Origin of the sequence: Sulfitobacter sp. JL08 (assembly GCF_003352045.1) — a bacterium.
GTDB lineage: Bacteria > Pseudomonadota > Alphaproteobacteria > Rhodobacterales > Rhodobacteraceae > JL08.
In genome coordinates this window covers 36,328-59,191 of the sequence record NZ_CP025815.1, presented here as the reverse complement: position 1 = coordinate 59,191, position 22,864 = coordinate 36,328, and the positions used below count along the sequence as shown (strand labels likewise).

The following is a 22,864-nucleotide window of genomic DNA, read 5'->3' as shown; positions in this document are numbered from 1 at the left end:
AAGGCTAGCGTTTGATCATGCTGCGCTATTGCCTCAAACGCCTGCTGTCCCTGTGTCTGAGCCTGACAGTGGCCAGCATCGTCATATTCGCCGTCATCGAAGTGGCGCCCGGCGATCCGGCGGCGTTTATGCTGGGCCTGAATGCACAGCCCGACACAGTCGCGGCCCTGCGCACAGAGCTTGGGCTGGATGCGCCCAAATTCCAGCGCTATCTGGAATGGACCGGCGGCATGTTGCGTGGCGATTTCGGGACATCCTATACCTATCGCACCCCCGTCGCCGACATGATCGGCGACCGGTTGTGGGTGTCGCTGCCGCTGGCGATTTATGCACTGACACTGTCCACCCTCATCGCGTTTCCAGCGGGCATTTACGCAGCCGCGCGCCGGGGCAGACCGGGTGATATGGCGGTGATGGGGGCCACGCAACTGGGTGTTGCCATCCCGAATTTCTGGTTTGCCATGATATTGGTCCTGATCTTTGCCATCCAGTTGCGCTGGTTTTCGGCGGGCGGTTTTCCGGGCTGGGATCAGGGTGTGTTTACTGGATTAAAGGCGCTGACCCTGCCCGCGATCGCACTGGCATTACCACAGGCCGCAATTCTGGCGCGGGTCATGCGATCGTCCCTGCTGGATACGATTTCGCAGGATTTCATGCGTACAGCGCGTGCCAAGGGCCTAAGCCAAAGACAGGCTTTGTGGCGGCATGCATTGCGCAATGCGCTTATCCCGGTGCTGACGATCATCGGCTTGCAGTTTTCGTTCCTGCTGGCGGGCGCGATCATCATCGAACAGGTTTTCTTCCTGCCCGGACTGGGGCGACTTGTGTTCCAGTCGATTTCCCAGCGCGACCTGATTGTGGTGGAAAGCGTTGTCATGTTGCTGGTGTTCACGGTGATCGTGGTCAATTTTCTGGTTGATCTGGCTTATGCGGCAGTCGATCCGCGGCTGAGGTCGCGAACATGATGCGTTCCCGAAACCTGATAGTGGGCGCAGCCTTGTCGGCTGTGTTCGCACTGGCCGCCTTAATCTCCTTTATCTGGACGCCCTATGACGTCACCGCGCTTGAAATCGCCAACAAGCTGAAGGCGCCGGATGCCGCGCACTGGTTCGGCACCGATCATTTCGGGCGTGATGTGTTTTCGATGATCATGGTGGGTGCGCGCACGTCGATCGCGGTTGCGCTGGTGGCCGTTGGCATTGGCATGGCAGCAGGCATTCCGCTGGGGTTGCTGGCTGCCGCGTCCAAAGGCGGGTTGCTGGACGAGGTGATCATGCGCGGCAACGATCTGGTCTTTGCCTTTCCCAGCTTGGTAATTGCAATTCTGATCACCGCTGTGTTCGGGCCGGGCGCCATCAACGCCATTATCGCTATCGGGATTTTCAATATCCCCGTTTTTGCGCGTGTCAGTCGCGGGGCGGCGCTGTCGCTGTGGGAGCGCGAGTTCATTCTGGCGGCGCGGGTTGCCGGCAAATCGACGGCGCGCATTTCATTTGAACATATCCTGCCCAACATCCTGAACCTTTTGATCGTGCAATCCACGATCCAGTTCAGCTTGGGGATTCTGGCCGAGGCGGCGCTGTCTTATGTCGGTCTGGGGGCACAGCCCCCGACACCCAGTTGGGGGCGGATGCTGGCCGATGCGCAAACCATGATCAGTTTTGCACCACATCTGGCGCTCGTACCGGGTGGCGCGATCATTCTGACGGTGCTGGGGCTGAACCTGATGGGCGACGGGCTGCGCGATACCCTCGACCCGCACATTCGGGTGGCGCGGTCATGACTTTGCTGAACATATCAAACCTGTCGGCCAGCATTCACAACCTGCCGATTCTTCATGATATCGACCTGCGTGTTGATGCCGGGCAGATCGTGGCCATCACCGGCGAAAGCGGGTCGGGTAAATCGATGACTGCGCTGGCAGTACTTCAGTTGCTGCCGCAAGGCACTAAATGCTCCGGCCAAATCCTGCTGAACCAGCGCGATCTGTTAACAGTCAGCGAGCCGGAGTTATGCGCATTGCGCGGCAATGACATCGGCATGGTGTTTCAGGAGCCGATGACCGCGCTGAACCCGGTGAAAACCATCGGTGATCAGGTGATGGAAACCATTCTGATCCATGGCGCGATGCCCCGCGCACAGGCCAGACAGCGGGCACGCGTAATGCTGGATCGTGTCGGGCTGCCCGAAGATCGGTTTCCGCTGTCACGCTATCCGCACGAGTTAAGCGGCGGACAACGGCAGCGCGTCGTGATTGCGATGGCCATTGCATTGCGCCCCAGACTGCTGATTGCGGATGAACCCACCACCGCGCTGGATGTCACCACGCAGGCGCAAATTCTGACACTGCTGCGCGAACTGGTGGATGAATTCGGCATGGGGTTGCTGCTAATCACCCATGACCTGGCGGTGGTGGCCGACATCGCGGACAAGATCGTCGTGATGCGTCAGGGCCGCATCGTCGAACAGGGCGACACCCACTACTTACTAACCAATATGCAGCATCCCTATACCAGAATGCTGTTTGAAGCGTCCGGTCATCACGTAGTTCTGCCGACTGCTCCCACCCCTGAACCGTTGCTGACGGTAGAGCGGGTCAGCCGCGATTATCCGTTACCACGTGTGCGGTTGTTCGCCGCTCCGGCTGTGTTTCGTGCAGTGAATTCTGTGAGTTTCACTCTGCACAAAGGCGAACGCCTTGGGCTGGTCGGCGAAAGCGGATGCGGTAAATCCACCCTTACGCGGGCGATCCTTGGGCTGGAAAATGTGCAAGAAGGGCGGATTTTGCTGAATGGAATGCCTGTGTTTTCCGGCAATAACCCCAATTCTGATGTGCGGCGGCGCATGCAGGTCGTGTTTCAGGATCCTTACGGCAGCTTCAACCCGCGCCACCGCGTTGAAAGGTTGATCACCGAACCTTTTCATCTGTTGGAAAACCCGCCACGCGGCAAGGAACGCCAAAATGCTGTGGACGAAGCATTAACAGCGGTCAGGTTACGCCCGGAAGACTCCGACAAATACATCCACGAATTCTCTGGCGGGCAACGCCAGCGCATCGCAATCGCCCGCGCGCTGATCATCCGCCCCGATCTTATTCTGTTTGACGAGGCCGTTTCGGCGCTGGATGTTTCTGTCAGGGCGCAGATCCTTGATCTGCTGGCCGCACTGTGTGACGTCTATCCGCTGAGCTATATGTTCATCAGCCACGATCTGGGTGTCGTACGCAACATTACTGACAGGGTGCTTGTTATGAAAGCGGGTGAAATCGTCGAACAGGGGGATACCGCGTCCGTCTTTTCAAATCCGCAACATCCCTATACCCAGTCGCTGATTGCGGCAGCGCCCCGACTGCCCGACCTGAATGCCCTGAAAAAGGAACCTGTCTGATGCCCCAAGGTCTTTGGTTTGATCCCGAACTCTGCCTGATCGGGGGATCATGGTGTGCCCCTGTCGGTGGGCGGACACTTGCGCTGATCAACCCTTCGGATGGATCGGTACTGTGTAACATCGCACGTGGCGAGGCGGCAGATATCGATGCTGCTGTGGGGGCGGCCCAAAACGCGTTGCAAGGCGATTGGGGCAGGATGAGCGCGCTGGAGCGTGGCCGGATTCTGACAAGGATGGGCCAGCTGGTTCTGGAGCGGGTTGATGATCTGGCGCTGCTGGAAGCACAGGATGTCGGTAAGCCGCTGACACAGGCGCGCGCCGATGCAGTGGCGCTGGCCCGCTATCTGGAATTCTACGGCGGTGCAGCGGACAAGGTACATGGCCAGACCATCCCGTATCTGGAGGGTTACACCGTTTACACCCTGCGCGAACCGCACGGGGTGACGGGCCATATCGTGCCCTGGAATTATCCGATGCAGATTATCGGGCGCTCTGTCGGCGCCGCGCTGGCGATGGGCAACGCGGCCGTTTTGAAACCGGCGGAAGAGGCATGCCTGACCGCGCTGGCCTTTGCCCATATCGCACAGGATGCGGGGCTGCCGGACGGGGCGTTGAACGTGGTGCCCGGTATCGGGGCAGAGGCGGGTGCCGCCCTGACAGCGCATCCTGGTGTGCAGCACGTCAGCTTTACCGGATCGGTCGCAACCGGCGCGCTGGTTCAGCAAGCGGCGGGGCGCAATGTTGTTCCGGTCACATTGGAGCTTGGCGGGAAATCCCCCCAGCTTGTGTTCGACGATGCCGATCTGGATGCGGCCCTACCCTATCTGGTGAATGCGGGCATCCAGAATGCGGGGCAAACCTGTTCCGCATCTTCGCGCATATTGGTTCAGCGTGATGTCTATGATAACATACGGCACCGTATGTCAGAGGCTTATGGCGCGCTGACAGTCGGGCCTGCGTTAAGCGACCTGCGTGTCGGGCCCGTCATTTCGCAACGCCAGAAAGACATCATACAAGGATTTTTGGGCAAAGGGGCCGATCTGGAAGTCGCGGCACAGGGTGTATTGGGTGACGAGGCTGTCAATACGGGTGCGTATGTTTTGCCGACCCTCTTTGCCGGCGTCCCTGCCGATCATCCGCTGGCACGCGATGAAATATTCGGGCCGGTACAGGTGATCATCCCGTTTGACACGGAAGAAGATGCCATCCGTATCGCCAACAGCACCGATTACGGACTGGTCGCCAGCATCTGGACAGGCAACGGCGCGCGCCAGATGCGGCTGGCCAAGGCGATCCGTTCGGGACAGGTGTTCATCAACAATTATGGTGCAGGGGGCGGGGTTGAACTGCCGTTCGGCGGTGTCGGCAAATCAGGGCATGGTCGTGAAAAGGGGTTCGAGGCGCTTTACGGGTTTTCGCAACTGAAAACAGTGGCGGCCTATCACGGATAAAACGGTGCGCGGCAGATCACGCCACGCACCGATCCCGGTTCAATCCGCGGGTCGCAGTTTGTCTTGGGTTTTTGTGTCGAAATCGCTTGCCTCGTGGCGCTCGTGCAGTTGCTGATCCAGCGGCCCCCACGTCTTGTTCACCATTCGGCCGCGCTGCACGGCGGGGCGGGCATCGATCAGATTGGCCCAGCGCATAACGTTCTTGTAGCTCTTTGCATCAATGAATTCCGCAGCCTCGTACACGCGGTTCAGAACCAGTGATCCATACCACGGCCAGATTGCAATATCGGCGATCGTGTACTCTTCTCCGCACAGGTAGGCATTGTCCGCCAGCCTGCGGTCCAGCACATCAAGCTGACGTTTGACCTCCATCGTGAACCGGTTGATCGGGTATTCCATCTTGTAAGGCGCATAGGCGTAGAAATGGCCGAATCCGCCACCCAGATACGGCGCGCTTCCCATTTGCCAGAACAGCCACGATAGGCATTCGGCGCGATCTGCCGGATCGGATGGCATGAAGGCACCAAATTTTTCCGCCAGATGCAGCAGGATTGCCCCTGATTCGAAAACGCGTGTGGGCGGTGTTGTACTGTGATCCAAAAGTGCCGGAATTTTGGAATTCGGATTAACCGCAACAAACCCACTGCCGAACTGGTCGCCCTCGCCGATGTCGATCAGATGCGCATCGTATTCCGCGCCTGTGTTGCCCAGCGCCAGCAATTCTTCCAGCAACACGGTCACTTTCACGCCGTTCGGTGTCGCCAAGGAATACAACTGCAAGGGATGACGCCCGACAGGCAGTTCCTTGTCATGCGTTGGCCCGGCGATGGGGCGGTTGATACTGGCGAATTTGCCGCCGCTTTCGCTGTCCCATTTCCACACTTTGGGTGGGGTGTATTCGGGTGGTTGGGTCATAGAGTGCTCTCCGGTCATGTCTTGCAGGATGCGACGCGTAACGTATCTGCACGGCGCATGCAAAACACAAGCTGGCGACCTCTGTTACAGAACGGGTGCGCTTATCCGCTTGCCCCGCGCCCGCAAATGGCGGCATCCTTGGCCCGACTGATATCAATGCGGAATGTGAGACATGCGATTACAGGGGAAAACAGCCATCGTTACGGGCGGGGCATCAGGGTTTGGCGCGGGGATCGTTGAAAAGTTCGTTGCCGAAGGCGCCCGGGTGATGATCGCCGATATCAATGGCGATGCGGCAAGGTCCGTTGCGTCAAGAATGGGGGATGCCGCCCTAGCGCATCAGGTGGATGTGGCCAACGGACCGTCCGTGCAAGCCATGGCGGATGCGGCCCTGTCGGCCTTTGGCGCAGTTGATATTCTGGTCAACAATGCCGGTGTGACCCACCTTCCGTCAGCGCTGGAACATGTCAGCGAAGACGATTTCGACCGCGTCTATAACGTGAACATGAAATCGGTCTACCTGACCGCGCGCGCTCTGGTGCCCCACATGAAGAAAACCGGCACCGGTACCATTCTGAATGTCGCGTCCACAGCCGGTGTATCGCCGCGCCCGCGGTTGAACTGGTACAATGCGTCCAAAGGATGGATGATCACGGCGACCCGCACCATGGCGATAGAACTGGCCCCTGACGGCATCCGGGTGAATGCAATCAATCCGGTGGCCGGCGAAACCCCGTTGCTCAAATCCTTTATGGGCGAAGACACGCCGGAAATGCGCGCCAAGTTCCTGTCCACCATTCCGCTGGGCCGGTTTTCGACACCACAGGACATGGGCAATGCCGCCTGTTTCCTGTGTTCGGACGAGGCGGCGATGATCACCGGGGTCTGCATGGAAGTCGACGGCGGAAGGTGCATCTGATGACCCCGATCAATCTGGCCGAGAAGCTGGCGCTTTTTTCCACCCACTGGGACCCGCATGTGGTGGCGGACTACAACGGGAATGATGTGATGGTGGTGAAATTCCAGGGTGAATTTCCGTTCCACCAGCACCCCGACACCGATGATTTCTTTCTTGTGCTCGAGGGCGAGATGACCATGGATATCGGCGATCAATCCCACACGGTGCGGGCCGGTGAATTGTTTATTGTGCCGCGCGGCCAGACACACCGGCCCCGCGCGGCGCAGGAATGCAAAGTGCTGCTGATCGAACCAAAGGGCGAACCCAATACCGGTGATCCGGCCACAGCAGCCGCCAAGCCGAGGGTGTGATGGAACCCGGACCCAGAAACCTGATCACCGATGTTGCGGGCCTGCGCGTGGGCAATGCACAGGACGATAGCCTGAAATCCGGCGCTACTGTGGTCACGGCAGATGCGCCCTTTGTGGCGTCGGTGCATGTGATGGGCGGTGCCCCTGGCACCCGCGAAACCGATTTGCTGGCACCCGATAAGATGGTGGGCGCGGTGGATGCGCTGGTGCTGTCGGGTGGGTCTGCCTTTGGCCTTGATGCCTGTTCGGGTGTTACCGACGGGTTGCGCGCTGCGGGGCGCGGATTTGCCGTGGGTCCGGCGCGCGTACCGCTTGTTCCCGGTGCGATTCTTTTCGATCTGCTGAATGGCGGGGCCAAGGACTGGGCAGAAAACCCCTATCGCGCTCTGGGCCGCGCGGCGTTTGACAGTGCAACGGATCAGTTTGATCTGGGAAGCGTTGGCGCAGGCACCGGCGCGCTGACTGCCAACCTCAAGGGCGGGCTTGGATCAGCCTCGCTTTGTCTGGCGTCCGGCGTGACAGTTGGTGCATTGGTTGCCGTGAACCCGGTCGGAAGTGTCACCACGCCTAGTAATCGGCATTTCTGGGCTGCCCCGTACGAAATTGGCGATGAACTCGGCGGGGTCGGTCCTGACCCGTCGGCTGGATTGGGGCGTGACCTGACCAGCGCCAAGATGCAGCAGATGTTGGCCAAGGGGGCCAAAGATACGACCCCTGCGAACACGACGCTTGCAATCATCGCCACCGATGCGGCGCTGGACAAGGCGCAATGCCAGCGTGTGGCCGTCGCGGCCCATGACGGGTTTGCCCGCGCAATAGTGCCTGCGCACACACCGGGGGACGGTGATCTGGCCTTTGCTCTGGCCACCGGATCCAACAATACCGCCTCTGCGCCCCTTATGTCCGAAATCGGACATGCGGCCGCTCTTTGTGTCAGCCGCGCCATTGCGCGTGCAGTTTTTCACGCCACCCCCGCCAAGGGTGATCTGTTGCCTTGCTGGACAGAACAGAACACCCGATAGGGCGGTTTTTCCGCTTCTTTTTGCCAAAAATACGGGGGGCGCGGCGCGCGACACTGCAGCTATCTTGCCTCTGGTCGTTCAGGCAGGTAACGCACAGCGCAACCATCCGCATCTTATCACGCATAAAGGCGCATCCGTGACGGCACAGACCCATATCCTGATCCCCGCCTGGGTCGACGACATGTTGACGCCAGTGGAAAAGATCGAAACGCATGTGCGCGGATTGCGGCATAAGGCGGTATCGGTCTTTATCCTACACGGGGGCGAAATTCTGCTGCAACAGCGGGCTTTGGGAAAATACCACACGCCGGGTCTGTGGGCCAACACATGCTGCACGCATCCCCATTGGGGGGAAGACCCACACGTCTGCGCACAGCGCCGCCTGTCAGAAGAACTGGGGCTGAGCGGTCTGAGTCCGGATTACCGTCATAGGCTGGAATACCGCGCGGACGTTGGCGGCGGTCTGATCGAACATGAAGTGGTGGATGTGTTTGTTGTCCACCTGCAGGAACGCCCTGGCATCACCGCGAACCCGGACGAAGTGATGGCGACGCGCTGGATCGGCCCGGACGCGCTGCGCGCCGAAATCGCGCGCACACCAGAGCTGTTCACGCCATGGCTGAAAATCTATCTGGCTGAACACGTTGGCGACATTTTCGGATCCGATCTATCAGAAGGTGCCTCGGGCTGACGACTTGCGCGCCAACCGCTTGCCTGTTTCAGTATGCGTCTCGGAAGGAGGTTGCCAATGACCGTTCTGATCGCAGGAGGCGGTATCGCCGGTCTGTCGCTGGGTCTGACGTTACACCAGATCGGTGTTCCGTTCCGGATTTTTGAAGCAACGCGCCAGATACGACCGCTAGGCGTGGGTATCAACCTGCAACCCAATGCCATGCGGGAACTTTTTGATCTGGGCTTGCAACCCGCGTTGGACAGTATTGCCGTCAGAACGCAGCAATACGGGTTTTATTCGAAACACGGCTTAAAAATCTGGGAAGAACCGCGCGGATTGCTGGCAGGGTATGACTGGCCGCAATATTCCGTGCACCGGGGCAAGTTGCAGATGATGCTTTATGAAACCCTGATTGCACGGGCCGGTCCGGCCTGTGTTGTCACGGGGCAGCGTGCCATGGGGTTCGAAACCCGGGCGTCGCAGGTGGTTCTGCAACTTGAGGATATCGAAACCGGTGCGCGCAGCGATGTGACGGGCGATATCCTGATCGGTGCCGATGGCATTCACTCTTCCATACGTAGCCGTATTTTTCCGGAAGAAGGCCCGCCAATCTGGGGCGGTGCCATTTTGTGGCGCGCCACATCGCAGGCCAAACCGTTCTTCGGGCAGGGTGCCATGGCACTGATCGGGCATGATACCAAACGCATCGTGGCCTACCCGATTTCCCCACCCGATCCTGTCAGCGGGCTGGTCACGATGAACTGGATCGCTGAATTGCGGGTGGACCCCGCCGGTGGCTGGAACAAGGAAGACTGGAACCGCGCCGCCGATACTTCGGATTTTCTGCCCGAATTCGAAGACTGGGTGTTCGATTGGCTGGATGTCCCGGCCTTGATCAAAGGCGCCGACGCTGTTTTCGAATACCCGATGGTTGACCGCGACCCGCTGGAGGCCTGGACCCACGGGCCCGTCACGCTGATGGGCGATGCCGCGCATCCAACCTATCCGGTGGGATCAAACGGTGCGACACAAGCCATTGTGGATGCCCGCGTTCTGGGGGCCGTGTTTCTGGCGCATGGTGTAACGCCGCGCGCCCTGAACAGTTATGAAGACCAGATGCGTCCGCTGACCACAGGCGTGATCCGGGCCAACCGCGGTTCCGGACCGGATGCCATTCTTCAAAAGGTCGAAGATCTGTGCGGTGGCCAATTTGATGACATAAACGATGTGATCCCCCACGCCGATCTGGCGGACCATGCCGCAAAGTACAAAGCCGTTGCCGGTTTTTCGATCGAAGCGCTAAACGCACGGCCAAGCCTGATCCCGATCGGCGCGAAACTAATTTATTCGTAGCTATTTCATTCCTGCGTGGTCCCAGTAAAGTCGGGCCTGACGAAACCATTTTGGGAACGCCCGAATTTGACCCGGAACAGCACGATCAAGGATGTGTTCATCATCGGCGGCGGCATCAATGGCTGCGGGATCGCCCGTGATGCTGCGGGCCGCGGGCTGTCTGTCACGCTGGCCGAAATGGGTGATCTGGGCGGGGCGACATCCTCGGCTTCGACGAAGCTGTTTCACGGCGGGTTGCGGTATCTGGAATTTTTCGAATTCGGATTGGTGCGGTCTGCCCTGCAGGAACGCGAAATCCTATTGCGTGCGATGCCGCATATTTCCTGGCCGATGCGGTTTGTGCTGCCCTACCACCGCGATATGCGGTTCGAAAGCGATACGCCAACCTCGCGGTTGTTGTCTGTTGTCATGCCGTGGATGCGCGGGCGGCGGCCTGCATGGCTGATCCGACTGGGTCTGTTCCTGTATGATCATCTGGGCGGGCGCGAAATATTACCTGCGACGCGCACGCTGTCTTTGGCCGGAACGCCCGAAGGCGCGCCGCTACAGGACCGGTTTGCGAAGGCTTACGAATATTCGGATTGCTGGGTCGAAGATGCGCGGCTGGTTGTTCTGAACGCACAGGATGCAGAACGGCGCGGGGCCACGATCCTGACGCGCACAAAGGTTGTCAGCGCTGAACGCGACGCTGATCTTTGGACAATCAGAACCGATGACGGGGCCACGCATCAGGCGCGCAAGCTGGTGAATGCGGGCGGGCCATGGGTGGCCGATATTTTGCACGGCGTCCTGCGCCAGAACGCCAAGGATTCCGTACGCCTTGTGCGCGGCAGCCATATTGTAACGCGGTCTCTGTTTGATCATGGCAAGTGTTATTTCTTTCAGGGCACTGACGGACGGATCATTTTCGCCATTCCCTATGAAACGGATTTTACCCTGATCGGAACCACGGACGCGGAACATCCCGATCCGTCCACCAAACCGGAATGCACACCGCAAGAGGCCGAGTATCTGTGCAGGTTTGCATCCGAGTATTTCAAGACGCCGGTGAGGATGGACGATGTGGTCTGGACCTATTCGGGGGTGCGCCCGCTTTACGATGACGGGGCGGCATCGGCCACGGCGGCCACACGCGATTATGTGTTGCAACTGGATACCAGCGGCGCGCCGCTGTTGAACGTGTTTGGCGGCAAAATCACCACCTATCGCAAGCTGTCGCAAGAGGCGCTGGCCAAACTTGATCCGGACGGCAAAGCCTGGACAGCGGGCGTGCCTTTGCCCGGTGGCGATTTCCCGGTGGACGGGGTGCAGGCGTTGGTTGATCATCTGATGCAGACATATCCGTTCCTGACAGCGCGGTGGGCGCAACGGCTGATCCGTGCCTATGGCACCGATGCAGAAACCCTGTTGGCGGGGGCCGAAACAAAGCAGGATCTGGGCGTCATGTTCGGCGCCGATCTGACAGAGCGCGAGGTGACGTGGCTGATGCAACATGAATATGCGCAAACCGCCGAAGACGTGATCTGGCGGCGGTCCAAACTGGGGCTCAGGATGAGCGCGGACGAAATATCAGCGCTGCGCAACTGGATGGAAAAGAAAGTCGGCACATGACACATGTTCTTGCGATTGATCAGGGCACGACATCAACCCGCGCGATCATATTTGATGCAGACATGCTCCCCATCGCGTCTGCCCAAAAAGAATTCGAACAGCATTTTCCAGCCTCTGGCTGGGTTGAACATGCGGCTGACGATCTGTGGAAAACGGTGCTGTCGACCTGCCGGGATGCGCTGACTTCGGCAGGTCTGGAAGCAGGTGAAATTGCCGCCATCGGCATCACGAACCAACGCGAGACAACGGTGGTCTGGGACGCGAATACAGGTGAGGCACTGCACAACGCGATTGTCTGGCAGGACAGGCGGACCGCACCGCTTTGCGCCCACTTGCGCGCCGCCGGACACGAACCGATGATCACGCAGCAAACGGGCCTGTTGCTGGACCCGTATTTTTCGGGAACCAAACTGAAATGGGTGCTGGATACCTACCCCGATGCGCGCGCACGGGCGCGGGACGGGACATTGCTGTTCGGAACGGTTGACAGTTTTCTGATCTGGCATCTGACAGGCGGAAGGGTGCATGCGACCGATGCAACCAATGCCTCGCGCACGTTGCTTTATGATATCCGGCAAGGCCGATGGAGTGACGAGATTTGCAGCCTGCTTGATGTTCCCATGGAAATGCTGCCCGACGTGCGCGATTGCGCCGCGGATTTCGGTATGGCGCAGGCGGTTCATTTCGGAGCGGATATTCCCATTCTTGGCGTTGCGGGTGATCAGCAGGCGGCGACAATCGGGCAGGCCTGTTTCGAGCCGGGCATGATCAAGGCCACATACGGAACCGGATGTTTTGCCTTGCTGAACACCGGTGCCGCACCGGTGACGTCGCAGAACCGTCTGCTGACCACGGTGGCCTATCAGTTTGACGGTGTGCCGACATATGCGCTGGAAGGGTCGATTTTCGTGGCCGGTGCGGCTGTTCAGTGGCTGCGTGACGGGCTGGGTGTGATTGCACACAGTGCGCACACGGCAGAATTGGCAGATCAGGCCGATCCGGCGCAGAACGTCATTCTGGTACCGGCCTTCACCGGATTGGGCGCGCCCTATTGGAATGCCGAATGCCGCGGCGCGGTTTATGGGCTGACACGTAATTCGGGACCCGCCGAAATGGCCCGCGCCACATTACAAAGCGTCGGCTATCAAACCCGCGATCTGCTGGAAGCGATGCAGGCGGACTGGCCGGAAGAAGGCGCTTCGCCTGTGTTGCGTGTCGATGGCGGGTTGTCGGCGAATGATTGGGCCATGCAGTTTCTTTCCGACATTCTGGATGCGCCGGTGGACCGACCCCAGGGTGTTGAAACAACCGCATTGGGGGCAGCGTGGCTGGCGGGTATGCAGGCGGGGGTCTACCCCGGTCTGGCCGGATTTGCGGCAACCTGGGCAAAGGAACGCCAGTTTACACCAAAGATGGATGCGCAGACGCGCGCCGCACGCTACAGCGCATGGAAAAGTGCCGTGGCCGCCACATTGTCGGTTGATGTGTCTGGCGACTGACGACCCGATCACGAAACAAAAGCAATCACTAGGAGCATCAGATGAGCGCACCGGTCAACACGTTCAAGGCAGCCTTGAAGGACGGGCACACGCAATTCGGGTGCTGGATGGGATTTGCCGACGGGTACGCTGCCGATATCATGGGCACTGCCGGGTTTGACTGGCTGGTAATCGATGGCGAACATGCGCCGAATGATATCCGGTCGATCCGCGACCAGTTGATTGCGCTGGAACCGTCACCGTCGCATCCGGTTGTCCGGGTCCCGATAGGTGAGACCTGGATGATCAAACAGGTGCTGGACGTCGGGGCGCAAACCGTGCTGGTACCGATGGTCGACAGTGCAGAACAGGCACGCGATCTGGTGCAAGCATGTCGCTATGCGCCAGACGGCGTGCGCGGGGTTGGTGCGGCACTGGCGCGGGCCACACGGTTTTCCAGCGTGCCCGACTATGTTGAAACAGCCAACGCGCAGATATGTCTGCTGGTGCAGGTCGAAAGCAAGGCAGGCATTGCCGTGCTGGATGATATTCTGGCGGTCGATGGCATCGACGGCGTCTTTATCGGGCCTGCCGATCTGGCGGCTGATATGGGGTTTGGCGGCAACAGTGCCGACCCCGAAGTGCAGGCGGTTATTCTGGGTGCGCTGGAAAAGATCAGGGCAGCGGGCAAGGCGCCGGGAATCCTGTCGCTGAAAGATGATTTCACGCAGCAGTACTTGCAAGTCGGCGCGCAGTTTGTCGCTGTCGGCATTGATGTGGTCATGCTGGCGCAAACCGCGCGGGACACTGCGCTTAAATGGAAATCCTAGCGGATCTTCAGCCTGCCTTGATCTGGGCCGCGGCCTGCGTGTATCCGCCTGATGCGCCATCCACGAAATGCAGGTGATCATCCGTCAGGATTGAGGGCACGATACAGGTCATCATTGCCTCATCCTGCTGGAACAGCCCGAATTCGATAAGGCCGTTGTCACGCGCCTTGCCCAACCTGTCTTGCAGCGCAACCAGCGTATCGGGATCGCAATCCAGAGTCATTTTCAGCCCATCGTCGAATTTGCGAAAATCAGCGTTTTGCCCGACGGTGCGGGTATAATGGCGGGCATCAAACCCGCCGATCTTCAGACCCATTTTAAGCACAAACCACGCCACAAGAGTTTCAAACAGAATTTTGCGGCGCGTTGATCCTATCGGGCGGGTGCCATGACGGGCATGTGCCTCAAGCGTGACACCGGGAGGCGGCCACGCGACGCCGGGGCCCGCATCGGGGATCGGATGGCCACCACGGTCAAGCCGTCCGGTCAGGGTGATGATATCCTGCACAACCGCCTTGTAGGCCAGCGGGTCCGCCCCTGCGGCACTGTTCAGGACAAGCGACACGATTGAACCATTGCGGGCGCGCACTGGCGACCAACGACACGACAGGCCTGTCAGATCAGGTGTTGTGTCGCGCGGTGCTTCGGGCAGCGCGTATCTGCCGGATTTCATCTGTGCTTCGGCCCAGGACACACCGCCGCCGCTGAACATCGCGTAATCCACATCGGATGCCGCACGAAACCGCGCCACGTTTATCTCCAGCCCCGCCGCCTCAATGTCGTGCACCGGCACCAAGGCGACGCGCAGCGTGATACCGAATTCATCCAGCGCCCAGCGCCGGACTGCTGACAGCGCCAGTGCCGCGTGCGCCTGATCAGCCGGAGCAAGGGCAAAGGCGGCGCCGTCACCACCGAACACATAGGGAAAGGCGCGGCCCTTCATCTGGTTGATCTGGGCCGAGATCACCGCCGCGCCGACCATATTGACGGTCTTGTACCGGCCTTCGGCAATCGCCTGCGTTGATCCCTGAATATCTGCCACGCCAACAGCCCAATCCTTTGGCAGGCTGTGATAACAGGATGCATCCGACAGATCGGCAAACCGGTCGATCCGGGGCAAGCTGTCGTAAAAGGCGGCATCAGTATTCATGGCATGGCCTGTAAACAGATCGGGCGTGCGGGCGAACCGCGCGGCACTGAAATTACAGTGCCCGCATATCCGTGTCTTGCGCAAGGGTACGCCCTATGGCACGCAAGCGCGACACCTTTGGGGAATGCAAAATGGTTGCCGGATTGATCCTGCTGTGCTGCGCCTACGTGCTAAGCCAGTTTTTCAGAGCGTTTCTTGCCGTTCTCAGCACTGTCCTGCAACAGGATGTCGGCGCAGGGCCGGATGATCTGGCGGTGGCATCAGGGCTTTGGTTTCTGACTTTTGCAGCCATGCAAATCCCGATTGGATGGGCCTTGGACAAATTCGGGCCGCGGCGCACCGCTTCATCGCTGTTGCTGATCGGAGGCGGGGGTGGCGCGCTGCTGTTCGCGATGGCAACAACGCCGCTGCATATCAATGTGGCGATGGGTCTGATCGGGATCGGGTGTGCCCCGCTTTTGATGGCATCCTATTACATTTTCGCGCGCCAGTTTCCGGCGCGCCAGTTCGCGACTTTGGGTGCCGTCATGATCGGCGTCGGATCGGTTGGCAATCTGGTGGCATCCTATCCGATGGCGTGGGCCGCCGAAACCATTGGCTGGCGCGCGTCGTTGATGGGTCTGGCCGGCATCGCCAGCGTTATCGCAATGGGGGTGTTTTTTCTGGTCAAGGACCCACCCGCGCTTGAACAGGACGTAAAGGGATCGTTGCGCGATCTGTTCCGTATCCCTGCGCTGTGGCCGATTTTCCCGCTGATGTTCTTTAACTTTGCCCCGTCCGGCGCGGTGCGCGGGCTTTGGATCGGCCCTTATCTTAGCGACGTTTACGGTATGGATACCGGACAGGTCGGGCAGGCAACGCTGGTTATGGGATGTGCGATGATTGCCGGTACGCTTTTATACGGCCCGCTGGACCGGATATTCGGCACGCAAAAAGGGGTAATCTTGCTGGGCAATCTGGGCTGCGGCCTTGTGTGTCTGGGTCTGGCGTTCTTTGCGGGGTCGGGTGTTGCGCTTGCGATTGTTCTGCTGGCACTGTTGGGGCTATTGGGGGCGTCCTTTCCGGTAATGATCGCCCATGCCCGCGCGTTTTTCCCGACCCATCTTATGGGGCGGGGCGTGACGCTGATGAACCTTTTCGGGATTGGCGGCGCAGCAGTCATGCAGTTTGCATCGGGGCGGTTGCATACACAGTTTCAGGGCGACATTCCCGAAACCGGATACGCGGCAATTTTCGCCTTTTTCGGCTTGTCGGTCCTGCTGGGCGTTCTGATCTATTTGTTCAGCCGCGACGCCAAAGATTGACGCGCCCCCTTTCGCCCCGACAAAGTTGGGGATAAGAGACGCCAGCACCTCTGACCTATCTGGAGAACAATCATGGGTTATCGCGTCGTTGTCGTTGGCGCCACAGGCAATGTGGGCCGCGAAATGCTGAACATTCTGGCGGAACGCCAGTTCCCGATTGACGAGATCGCCGTTCTGGCATCCCGCAAGTCGATCGGCACCGAAGTCAGCTTTGGCGACAAGACGCTCAAGACGAAGGATCTTGATACATTCGATTTTTCCGGATGGGATATCGCATTGTTCGCCGTCGGATCTGAAGCCACCAAAACCTATGCACCCAAATCCGCAGCCGCAGGATGTATCGTAATCGATAACTCATCGCTCTATCGGTATGATCCCGATGTTCCCCTGATCGTGCCCGAAGTGAACGCGGATGCCATTTTGGGGTATTCGAAAAAGAACATTATCGCCAATCCCAACTGTTCGACCGCCCAAATGGTTGTCGCGCTCAAGCCGTTGCATGACCGTGCCAGGATCAAACGTGTTGTGGTATCGACCTATCAATCGGTATCCGGCGCCGGCAAGGACGGCATCGACGAATTGTGGGACCAGACAAAATCGATCTACAATCCGGTGGATGACAAGCCTGCCAGGAAATTCACCAAGCAGATCGCGTTCAACGTGATCCCGCACATCGATGTGTTCATGGACAGCGGCGAAACCAAAGAAGAATGGAAGATGGTCGCCGAAACCAAGAAAATCGTCGATCCGTCGATCAAGGTTACCGCAACCTGCGTGCGGGTGCCGGTTTTTGTTGGCCACTCCGAAGCCGTGAACATCGAGTTCGAAGAGTTTCTGGATGAAAACGAAGCCCGCGATATCCTGCGCGAGGCCCCCGGCATCATGGTGATCGATAAACGGGAAGACGGCGGATATGTCACGCCGGTGGAATGCGTCGGCGACTATGCAACCTTTATCAGCCGTATCCGTCAGGACAGCACTATCGACAATGGCCTGAACCTGTGGTGCGTCAGTGACAACCTGCGCAAGGGCGCGGCCCTGAACGCAGTCCAGATCGCAGAAACACTGGGCACGCGGGTGCTGAAAAAGGGCTAGAACCGTTCAGCCCTTAACACTTCGCAATCCACAACGCTGACCACACCGATATGGCGTTCCACAACTGCAAAGGCGGCCTCAAGCAGGCCGTCCAATCTGTCTGGCCGGATCATACAGACAACCTGTACCATACCGTTGGCGCGGCTGACCTGACCGGATCTGCTCCACTCGCCCGACCGTCCTGACCCGCCCAGTACAGGCAGGACCGAATAGCCGGTCACGCCCGCCTTGATCAGCGCATCGGTCAGGCGGCGCTGCATGATCAGCTCGATCGTGATTTCAACGCGTTTGGCTTTGTGGGTCTGCATTGGTCAACCTCCGGTCATGGCGCTGGCAATGGCCACGTAAAGCGGGATGCCAACGGTCAGGTTAAAAGGAAATGTCACCCCCAGCGAAAGGGTCAGATAAACAGACGGGTTCGCTTCGGGCAGGGCCACGCGCATGGCGGCGGGTACGGCGATGTAAGACGCTGATGCTGACAGGACCATGAACAATGCAACACCACCCGTGGACAGCCCCAGCAACAGGCCGGCGGTCAGCCCGAACATGCTTCCGATCAACGGCATCAACATGCCAAAGGCCAGAACACCGGGACGCAAAACACCACTGCCGCCGCGCAACCCTCGCCCCGCAACGATACCCATGTCCAGCAGAAACAGGCACAACACGCCTTTGAACGGCGCCACGATGAAACTGTCGATTTCGGCCAGACCGTCCTGCCCCGTTGCCCATCCGATGGCAAAGGCGCCAACCAGAAGAACGATTGACCCGTTCAGCAGAATTTCACGCCACAGATCGCTGTCCATGCGCTGAGTACCATTTTCCCCATCGGGCCCACCACGCGATATCAGCCACAGGGCCGACAGGATGGCAGGCGCTTCCATCGCGGCAGCAACCGCCACCATATATCCTTCGGCGGTGATTCCACTGCTTTCCAGAACAGACGATGCCGCCACAAAGGTCACGATCGATATCGAACCGTAATGCGCCGCAACCGCCGCCGCATCCAGGCGGCTTAGTCCGCTCATCACCTTGAGCAGGGCAAATGCCACCAGCGGAAGAATGAACGACAACACGATGCCCGCAAGCAAAGACAGGCCCAGTGTCAGATCGATCCCGTGATCCGCGACGCTGACCCCGCCTTTGAATCCGATGGCAAACAAAAGGTAGATCGACAACGCTTTTGCCGCCGCTTCGGGCACGCTCAGGTCTGACCGCGCAAGGGACGCCGCCACGCCCAACGCAAAGGACAGGATGATCGGGGACAGCAGATTATTGGCTGCAAGGCTTAGAATTTCAGACATGTCGATCCTGACATTTCGGCGTGTTCATCATGTTCCGCAGCACCGGTCAGACCGGCAGAAAAACGCCTTGGGGCGGGTCAAAATACTCCAGCCCGCCTTCGCCGATATCCGTCCAGAGACCATGCAGGCTCAATCTGCCGTCTTCCACAGCCGCCTGCACAAAAGGAAAGCTCATCAGGTTTTCAAGCGACACCAGAACCGATTGCTTTTCCAGCGCGCGGGCCTGTTGTTCCTTGTCGCCAAGGCCTTGGACACTTGCATATTTCGGCCGCAGAATGTCCATCCAGCGCCCGACAAAACTGTCCAGCGCCTCAAGCTCGGGGGCGTGCCCCTCACACATGTCCAGACAGCCCTGAACGCCACCACAATTGGAATGGCCCAGTACGATGATATGCGCCACGTTCAGAAAACTGACCGCGTATTCGACCGCCGCACTTGTTCCGTGGTGATCGCCATCCGGTTCATAAGGTGGAACAAGGTTTGCGATGTTGCGGTGAATAAAAAACTCGCCCTGATCCGCACCGAAGATGGATGTCACATGCACGCGGCTGTCGCAGCAGGAAATAACCATTGCCCGCGGGCGCTGACCCTCGGTTGCAAGACGCCGGTACCAGCCTTTGTTTTCAGCGTACGAGGTCGCCTTCCATCCGTGATAGCGTTGCAAAAGGTAGCTTGGCAAAGGTTTGGCAAATTTCATGGCAGTATGGTCTTTCAGGGCTTACTGCCCCTCCGATAGTCTGAATTCTAACTCAATTCGAGCAAAAACAGCCCGCCCCGGCAACCTTTTGGGAACTTGTTGCTGCGCATCTGACCCGTGCCGTGGGGGCATGGGAATAAGGGTGAGTGGTTTGGAACACGTAACGAAACTGATCCAGAGCGAAGCTGTGTTGCTTGATCCGGATCGTCTGGACGGGCTTTACGCGCAGCTTGGTACGGCGGGCGCAGAAGACATCATCTGCCGCGCCATGGAAGAACTGGCGATCCGCATGGCGCAATGCGAACGGATGTACCGGCAGGAAAAATGGAAGGATTTGCGCAAGCTTGCGCGTTCTCTGGTAGCGATTTCCGACCAGATCGGCATGACGTTGCTGTCACGGGTTGCATCGGATGTGACCCGTGCGGTCGACGGAAGGGATGTGGTGGCCACAGCGGCTACATTGTCACGGCTGCTGCGTATCGGCGAAAAATCCCTGACTCAGATCTGGGATTTGCAGGACATGACTGTCTGATCGGGCTTGCAGGCCCGCCAAAGCGGGGTAGTCTGTGCCCTGCACCCATTTTTTGTAAGGCCCTACCGATGTTGCCCAGCTTTGCCGCCGAAACCAAAGCCACCCTGCCCCTGTTCGTGATCGAAGAGGACCGGTTTGAAAAATGGCAGTCGGGTCAGTCGGATCTGACGCAGAACTGGGTAGAAGCAAACGGGTTCAAGGGCAAACTGGGCCAGTCACTGGTCATCCCCGACAAAACCGGCAAGCCGGCGGGCGCATTGGCGGGCTACGGCACGCAAGCATCGCGGGCGCGCGGGCGCTATGCCCTTGCGGCGGCGGCCACCAATCTGCCCGAAGGCCAGTATCGTATAGAAGACGGATTGACGGGCGCGGCGCTGGAAACGGAATGCCTGGGCTGGTTGCTGGAACAGTACAGGTTTGACCGTTACAAGGATCAGAGCGCGATGAAAGCGCGCTTGGTTGCCCCAAAGGATGTGGACGCATCGAGACTGGAAATCCTTGCCCAAAGCGAATGCCTGACGCGCGACCTGATCAATACGCCCGCGTGCGACATGGGGCCGCCCGACCTGGAACAGGCCGCGCGCGCGCTGGCCAAGTCGTTCAAGGCCAGAATATCCGTGATCACAGGCGATGAACTGCTGACGCATAATTTTCCGATGATCCACACAGTCGGGCGTGCCGCTGATCGTGCGCCGCGCCTGATCGACATGCGCTGGGGCAAGTCCGGACCGACCCTGACACTGGTCGGCAAAGGCGTGTGTTTTGATACAGGTGGTTTGAACCTGAAACCCGGGGCCTCAATGGGGTTGATGAAAAAGGATATGGGCGGGGCGGCCAATGTGCTTGGACTGGCCCGCATGATCATGGCGCTGGGTTTGCCGTTGCAATTGCGCGTTCTGATCCCGTCGGTGGAAAATTCGGTTTCGGGTAACGCCTTTCGCCCGCAAGATATCCTGATGTCGCGCAAGGGGCTGAGCGTTGAAATCAACAACACCGACGCCGAAGGCCGGCTTGTTCTGGCCGACGCGCTGGCGCTTGCCGACGAAGAAACACCGGATCTGATCGTATCAATGGCGACGCTGACAGGGGCCGCACGGGTGGCAGTGGGGCCGGACTTGGCGCCCTATTTCTGCGACGATCCCGCTGTGGTGTCATCTCTGGATCAGGCGGGCGCAACAGCGAGTGATCCGCTTTGGCGTCTGCCATTTCACACGCCTTACGAATCAATGATCGAACCCGGCATTGCCGATCTGGACAATGCCCCCAAGGGCGGGTTCGCCGGATCGATCACCGCCGCGCTGTTCTTGCGTCGGTTTGTTACAAACACATCCCGCTATGTGCATTTCGACATTTACGGCTGGCATCCCAGCGCGGCACCAGGACGACCCAAGGGCGGCGCGATGCAAGGCGCGCGCGCGCTGCTGGAGGCCCTGCCAAAGGTTCTTGATCTGTGATGGACAGCCGAACCACCCCGTTTAATGGCCGTGTGGCTGCCAGCACTTTGCGTGACCGCGTTGACGCCGAAGTATTCCGCGACGGGACACCGGCACAGGTGGTGACTGCGCTGGCTGATATCAGGCGCGCACCGGATGGTCCGCGCCTGCGCCAGTTGCTGCTGGGCGATGCCGTCACCGTCTATGATACGGAACAGGGCCACAGCTATGTCCAATCCGAAAAAGACGGATATTGCGGGTATGTCGATTCGGCGGCGCTGGGTCCGTGGACAGAACCTACGCATCGGGTTCATGCCCGCGCCACACATGTCTATTCCGATGCCAGTATAAAATCCGGCGATACGATGCTGCTGTCACTGGGTGCGCAGGTTACGGCAAAGGATGAAAAAAACGGGTTTCTGGATATCGGAACCGGCTATGTTCCGGCCCAGCACCTGAGCCCTGTCGGGCAGATGGCGCAGGATCCATTAAAGGTCGCCCGCCAGTTTCTGGGGGCACCTTATTTGTGGGGCGGGAACAGCAGTACGGGGCTTGATTGTTCGGGGCTTGTGCAAGCCGCCTATCTTGCCTGCGGACGGCCTTGCCCCGGCGACAGTGATCTGCAAAGCGCCGAACTGGGTACGCCCGTCGATATTGGCAGTCCGTTTCAGACAGGCGATCTGTTGTTCTGGAAGGGGCATGTTGCACTGGCACTGTCCCCGGACACGATGATCCATGCAACAGCACATCCGATGGCGGTTGTGACAGAAAACATTCAGGCGGCTCTGGATCGGATCAATGCGCAGGGCGATGGCCCGCTGATCGCCCACAAACGCCCCTGACCCTCATCTTTTCATAAATACTTGTGACGCAGGTGGCCGCTATTTGACCGAACGGATCAGCTTGATATCCAGCACCCGCAATACCGACTTGAGATCCGGACCCCGTTTCAGGATGCGCCCGTCCATACCGACAACCGCATACTGGCCCTGTTTGCCGCGCAGTTTGGGCCGCTTTTCAATCCGGTAAAGCGGATTTTCGGCAGTGCGCCTGAACACGGAAAATACCGCCACATCACGCAAACAGGAAATGCCGTAATCGCGCCATTCACCCGCGGCAACCATCCGACCGTACAAAGCCAGAATAAGCGATAATTCGTTGCGCTGAAACGCCACCTGTGGCGGTGCGAACGAGGCGGAAGACACTGGCGATTGGAATGTCATAACCAACATTTGCGCCAAACGCGTAACAAAGCAAGTGCCAACAAGGTCCATAGCTTTTGATCTGCACTTTGCTGGCCAAATCACCGGCCCTGCGATGGTCGGCTTTGCACCTGTCGGCGTTCCATGCTTAGTGTGCG

Annotated in this window: 23 protein-coding genes; 17 read left to right on the top strand and 6 right to left on the bottom strand. The window is 59.0% G+C overall.

Translation table 11 applies throughout. The annotated features are described in order from the left end of the window. Window positions 1–17: 17 nt before the first annotated feature. From C1J05_RS00260 to C1J05_RS00245, 4 genes are read left to right on the top strand one after another with little or no spacing between them, the layout of a single operon-like run. Entirely contained in the window at window positions 18–965 is a 948-nt protein-coding gene (locus tag C1J05_RS00260) for an ABC transporter permease (RefSeq protein WP_114868507.1), read from the top strand. Next, the gene (locus tag C1J05_RS00255) at window positions 962–1,783 is read left to right on the top strand and encodes an ABC transporter permease (protein WP_254684672.1); all 822 of its coding nucleotides are present in this window, start codon (window positions 962–964) and stop codon (window positions 1,781–1,783) included. The genes C1J05_RS00260 and C1J05_RS00255 overlap by 4 nt, the downstream gene beginning before the upstream one ends. Then, on the top strand, window positions 1,780–3,387 hold the full coding sequence (locus C1J05_RS00250) for an ABC transporter ATP-binding protein (protein WP_114868506.1): 1,608 nt from the start codon (window positions 1,780–1,782) through the stop codon (window positions 3,385–3,387). The genes C1J05_RS00255 and C1J05_RS00250 overlap by 4 nt, the downstream gene beginning before the upstream one ends. Next, entirely contained in the window at window positions 3,387–4,838 is a 1,452-nt protein-coding gene (locus tag C1J05_RS00245; protein ID WP_114868505.1) for an aldehyde dehydrogenase family protein, read from the top strand. The genes C1J05_RS00250 and C1J05_RS00245 overlap by 1 nt, the downstream gene beginning before the upstream one ends. Window positions 4,839–4,877: 39 nt before the next feature. On the opposite strand, the gene yghU is transcribed toward C1J05_RS00245, so the two are convergent. Beyond that, complete coding sequence (gene yghU / locus C1J05_RS00240; protein ID WP_114868504.1) at window positions 4,878–5,753, bottom strand: glutathione-dependent disulfide-bond oxidoreductase; 876 nt, start codon at window positions 5,751–5,753, stop codon at window positions 4,878–4,880. 172 nt (window positions 5,754–5,925) lie between these two features. Between yghU and C1J05_RS00235 the strand changes: the two genes are divergently transcribed. The 8 genes from C1J05_RS00235 to C1J05_RS00200 all read left to right on the top strand — a co-directional run bounded on the left by C1J05_RS00235 (window position 5,926) and on the right by C1J05_RS00200 (window position 13,989). Further along, window positions 5,926–6,672 carry an SDR family oxidoreductase gene (locus C1J05_RS00235; RefSeq protein WP_114868503.1) on the top strand — a complete coding sequence of 249 codons (747 nt, stop codon included), beginning with the start codon at window positions 5,926–5,928 and terminating at the stop codon, window positions 6,670–6,672. Next, window positions 6,672–7,022, top strand: a complete 351-nt coding sequence (locus tag C1J05_RS00230; RefSeq protein WP_114868502.1) for a cupin domain-containing protein — start codon at window positions 6,672–6,674, stop codon at window positions 7,020–7,022. The genes C1J05_RS00235 and C1J05_RS00230 overlap by 1 nt, the downstream gene beginning before the upstream one ends. Then, entirely contained in the window at window positions 7,022–8,044 is a 1,023-nt protein-coding gene (locus C1J05_RS00225) for a P1 family peptidase (RefSeq protein ID WP_114868501.1), read from the top strand. The genes C1J05_RS00230 and C1J05_RS00225 overlap by 1 nt, the downstream gene beginning before the upstream one ends. A gap of 181 nt (window positions 8,045–8,225) precedes the next feature. After that, complete coding sequence (locus C1J05_RS00220; protein WP_114872010.1) at window positions 8,226–8,735, top strand: isopentenyl-diphosphate Delta-isomerase; 510 nt, start codon at window positions 8,226–8,228, stop codon at window positions 8,733–8,735. Window positions 8,736–8,792: 57 nt separating this feature from the next. After that, window positions 8,793–10,070, top strand: coding sequence for a flavin-dependent oxidoreductase (locus tag C1J05_RS00215; protein ID WP_114868500.1), 1,278 nt, complete (start codon window positions 8,793–8,795; stop codon window positions 10,068–10,070). Window positions 10,071–10,136: 66 nt separating this feature from the next. Further along, window positions 10,137–11,681 carry a glycerol-3-phosphate dehydrogenase gene (gene glpD, locus C1J05_RS00210; protein ID WP_114868499.1) on the top strand — a complete coding sequence of 515 codons (1,545 nt, stop codon included), beginning with the start codon at window positions 10,137–10,139 and terminating at the stop codon, window positions 11,679–11,681. Further along, window positions 11,678–13,180, top strand: a complete 1,503-nt coding sequence (gene glpK / locus C1J05_RS00205; protein ID WP_114868498.1) for a glycerol kinase GlpK — start codon at window positions 11,678–11,680, stop codon at window positions 13,178–13,180. The genes glpD and glpK overlap by 4 nt, the downstream gene beginning before the upstream one ends. Window positions 13,181–13,221: 41 nt before the next feature. Beyond that, complete coding sequence (locus C1J05_RS00200; protein ID WP_114868497.1) at window positions 13,222–13,989, top strand: aldolase/citrate lyase family protein; 768 nt, start codon at window positions 13,222–13,224, stop codon at window positions 13,987–13,989. 7 nt (window positions 13,990–13,996) lie between these two features. Here C1J05_RS00200 and C1J05_RS00195 read toward each other — a convergent pair whose 3' ends face one another. Then, window positions 13,997–15,139: a DUF3095 domain-containing protein gene (locus C1J05_RS00195; protein WP_114872009.1), complete on the bottom strand. Its 1,143-nt coding sequence runs from the start codon at window positions 15,137–15,139 to the stop codon at window positions 13,997–13,999. Window positions 15,140–15,270: 131 nt separating this feature from the next. Here C1J05_RS00195 and C1J05_RS00190 point away from each other — a divergent pair, with 131 nt between their 5' ends. Continuing rightward, on the top strand, window positions 15,271–16,443 hold the full coding sequence (locus C1J05_RS00190) for an MFS transporter (protein ID WP_114872008.1): 1,173 nt from the start codon (window positions 15,271–15,273) through the stop codon (window positions 16,441–16,443). Window positions 16,444–16,515: 72 nt separating this feature from the next. After that, complete coding sequence (locus C1J05_RS00185; RefSeq protein ID WP_114868496.1) at window positions 16,516–17,538, top strand: aspartate-semialdehyde dehydrogenase; 1,023 nt, start codon at window positions 16,516–16,518, stop codon at window positions 17,536–17,538. Here C1J05_RS00185 and C1J05_RS00180 read toward each other — a convergent pair. From C1J05_RS00180 to C1J05_RS00170, 3 genes are read right to left on the bottom strand one after another with little or no spacing between them, the layout of a single operon-like run. Continuing rightward, a complete protein-coding gene (locus C1J05_RS00180; RefSeq protein WP_114868495.1) occupies window positions 17,535–17,846 on the bottom strand; it encodes a P-II family nitrogen regulator in 312 nt (103 codons plus the stop codon). The genes C1J05_RS00185 and C1J05_RS00180 overlap by 4 nt on opposite strands. Window positions 17,847–17,849: 3 nt before the next feature. Continuing rightward, window positions 17,850–18,842, bottom strand: coding sequence for a sodium-dependent bicarbonate transport family permease (locus C1J05_RS00175; protein WP_114868494.1), 993 nt, complete (start codon window positions 18,840–18,842; stop codon window positions 17,850–17,852). Window positions 18,843–18,888: 46 nt separating this feature from the next. Next, entirely contained in the window at window positions 18,889–19,539 is a 651-nt protein-coding gene (locus C1J05_RS00170) for a carbonic anhydrase (RefSeq protein ID WP_114868493.1), read from the bottom strand. A gap of 130 nt (window positions 19,540–19,669) precedes the next feature. On the opposite strand from C1J05_RS00170, the gene C1J05_RS00165 reads away from it, so the two are divergent. The 3 genes from C1J05_RS00165 to C1J05_RS00155 all read left to right on the top strand — a co-directional run bounded on the left by C1J05_RS00165 (window position 19,670) and on the right by C1J05_RS00155 (window position 22,346). Next, the gene (locus C1J05_RS00165) at window positions 19,670–20,071 is read left to right on the top strand and encodes a hypothetical protein (RefSeq protein ID WP_205389013.1); all 402 of its coding nucleotides are present in this window, start codon (window positions 19,670–19,672) and stop codon (window positions 20,069–20,071) included. A 68-nt stretch (window positions 20,072–20,139) separates the two neighbouring features. After that, window positions 20,140–21,525 (top strand): leucyl aminopeptidase family protein, encoded by a 1,386-nt coding sequence (locus C1J05_RS00160; protein ID WP_114868491.1) that lies wholly within the window; start codon window positions 20,140–20,142, stop codon window positions 21,523–21,525. Continuing rightward, window positions 21,525–22,346: a C40 family peptidase gene (locus C1J05_RS00155; RefSeq protein ID WP_114868490.1), complete on the top strand. Its 822-nt coding sequence runs from the start codon at window positions 21,525–21,527 to the stop codon at window positions 22,344–22,346. The genes C1J05_RS00160 and C1J05_RS00155 overlap by 1 nt, the downstream gene beginning before the upstream one ends. A gap of 39 nt (window positions 22,347–22,385) precedes the next feature. Here C1J05_RS00155 and C1J05_RS00150 read toward each other — a convergent pair whose 3' ends face one another. Beyond that, window positions 22,386–22,727, bottom strand: coding sequence for a DUF2794 domain-containing protein (locus tag C1J05_RS00150; protein WP_114872007.1), 342 nt, complete (start codon window positions 22,725–22,727; stop codon window positions 22,386–22,388). Between the last annotated feature and the right edge of the window lie 137 nt (window positions 22,728–22,864).

Excerpts from the sequence above, each read along its gene's own strand:
- C1J05_RS00260 (WP_114868507.1), top strand. The coding sequence starts at position 18 with ATGCTGCGCTATTGCCTCAAACGCCTGCTGTCCCTGTGTCTGAGCCTG.
- C1J05_RS00255 (WP_254684672.1), top strand. The coding sequence starts at position 962 with ATGATGCGTTCCCGAAACCTGATAGTGGGCGCAGCCTTGTCGGCTGTG.
- C1J05_RS00250 (WP_114868506.1), top strand. The coding sequence starts at position 1,780 with ATGACTTTGCTGAACATATCAAACCTGTCGGCCAGCATTCACAACCTG.
- C1J05_RS00245 (WP_114868505.1), top strand. The coding sequence starts at position 3,387 with ATGCCCCAAGGTCTTTGGTTTGATCCCGAACTCTGCCTGATCGGGGGA.
- yghU (WP_114868504.1), bottom strand. The coding sequence starts at position 5,753 with ATGACCCAACCACCCGAATACACCCCACCCAAAGTGTGGAAATGGGAC.
- C1J05_RS00235 (WP_114868503.1), top strand. The coding sequence starts at position 5,926 with ATGCGATTACAGGGGAAAACAGCCATCGTTACGGGCGGGGCATCAGGG.
- C1J05_RS00230 (WP_114868502.1), top strand. The coding sequence starts at position 6,672 with ATGACCCCGATCAATCTGGCCGAGAAGCTGGCGCTTTTTTCCACCCAC.
- C1J05_RS00225 (WP_114868501.1), top strand. The coding sequence starts at position 7,022 with ATGGAACCCGGACCCAGAAACCTGATCACCGATGTTGCGGGCCTGCGC.
- C1J05_RS00220 (WP_114872010.1), top strand. The coding sequence starts at position 8,226 with ATGTTGACGCCAGTGGAAAAGATCGAAACGCATGTGCGCGGATTGCGG.
- C1J05_RS00215 (WP_114868500.1), top strand. The coding sequence starts at position 8,793 with ATGACCGTTCTGATCGCAGGAGGCGGTATCGCCGGTCTGTCGCTGGGT.
- glpK (WP_114868498.1), top strand. The coding sequence starts at position 11,678 with ATGACACATGTTCTTGCGATTGATCAGGGCACGACATCAACCCGCGCG.
- C1J05_RS00200 (WP_114868497.1), top strand. The coding sequence starts at position 13,222 with ATGAGCGCACCGGTCAACACGTTCAAGGCAGCCTTGAAGGACGGGCAC.
- C1J05_RS00195 (WP_114872009.1), bottom strand. The coding sequence starts at position 15,139 with ATGAATACTGATGCCGCCTTTTACGACAGCTTGCCCCGGATCGACCGG.
- C1J05_RS00190 (WP_114872008.1), top strand. The coding sequence starts at position 15,271 with ATGGTTGCCGGATTGATCCTGCTGTGCTGCGCCTACGTGCTAAGCCAG.
- C1J05_RS00185 (WP_114868496.1), top strand. The coding sequence starts at position 16,516 with ATGGGTTATCGCGTCGTTGTCGTTGGCGCCACAGGCAATGTGGGCCGC.
- C1J05_RS00180 (WP_114868495.1), bottom strand. The coding sequence starts at position 17,846 with ATGCAGACCCACAAAGCCAAACGCGTTGAAATCACGATCGAGCTGATC.
- C1J05_RS00175 (WP_114868494.1), bottom strand. The coding sequence starts at position 18,842 with ATGTCTGAAATTCTAAGCCTTGCAGCCAATAATCTGCTGTCCCCGATC.
- C1J05_RS00170 (WP_114868493.1), bottom strand. The coding sequence starts at position 19,539 with ATGAAATTTGCCAAACCTTTGCCAAGCTACCTTTTGCAACGCTATCAC.
- C1J05_RS00165 (WP_205389013.1), top strand. The coding sequence starts at position 19,670 with ATGGGAATAAGGGTGAGTGGTTTGGAACACGTAACGAAACTGATCCAG.
- C1J05_RS00160 (WP_114868491.1), top strand. The coding sequence starts at position 20,140 with ATGTTGCCCAGCTTTGCCGCCGAAACCAAAGCCACCCTGCCCCTGTTC.
- C1J05_RS00155 (WP_114868490.1), top strand. The coding sequence starts at position 21,525 with ATGGACAGCCGAACCACCCCGTTTAATGGCCGTGTGGCTGCCAGCACT.
- C1J05_RS00150 (WP_114872007.1), bottom strand. The coding sequence starts at position 22,727 with ATGACATTCCAATCGCCAGTGTCTTCCGCCTCGTTCGCACCGCCACAG.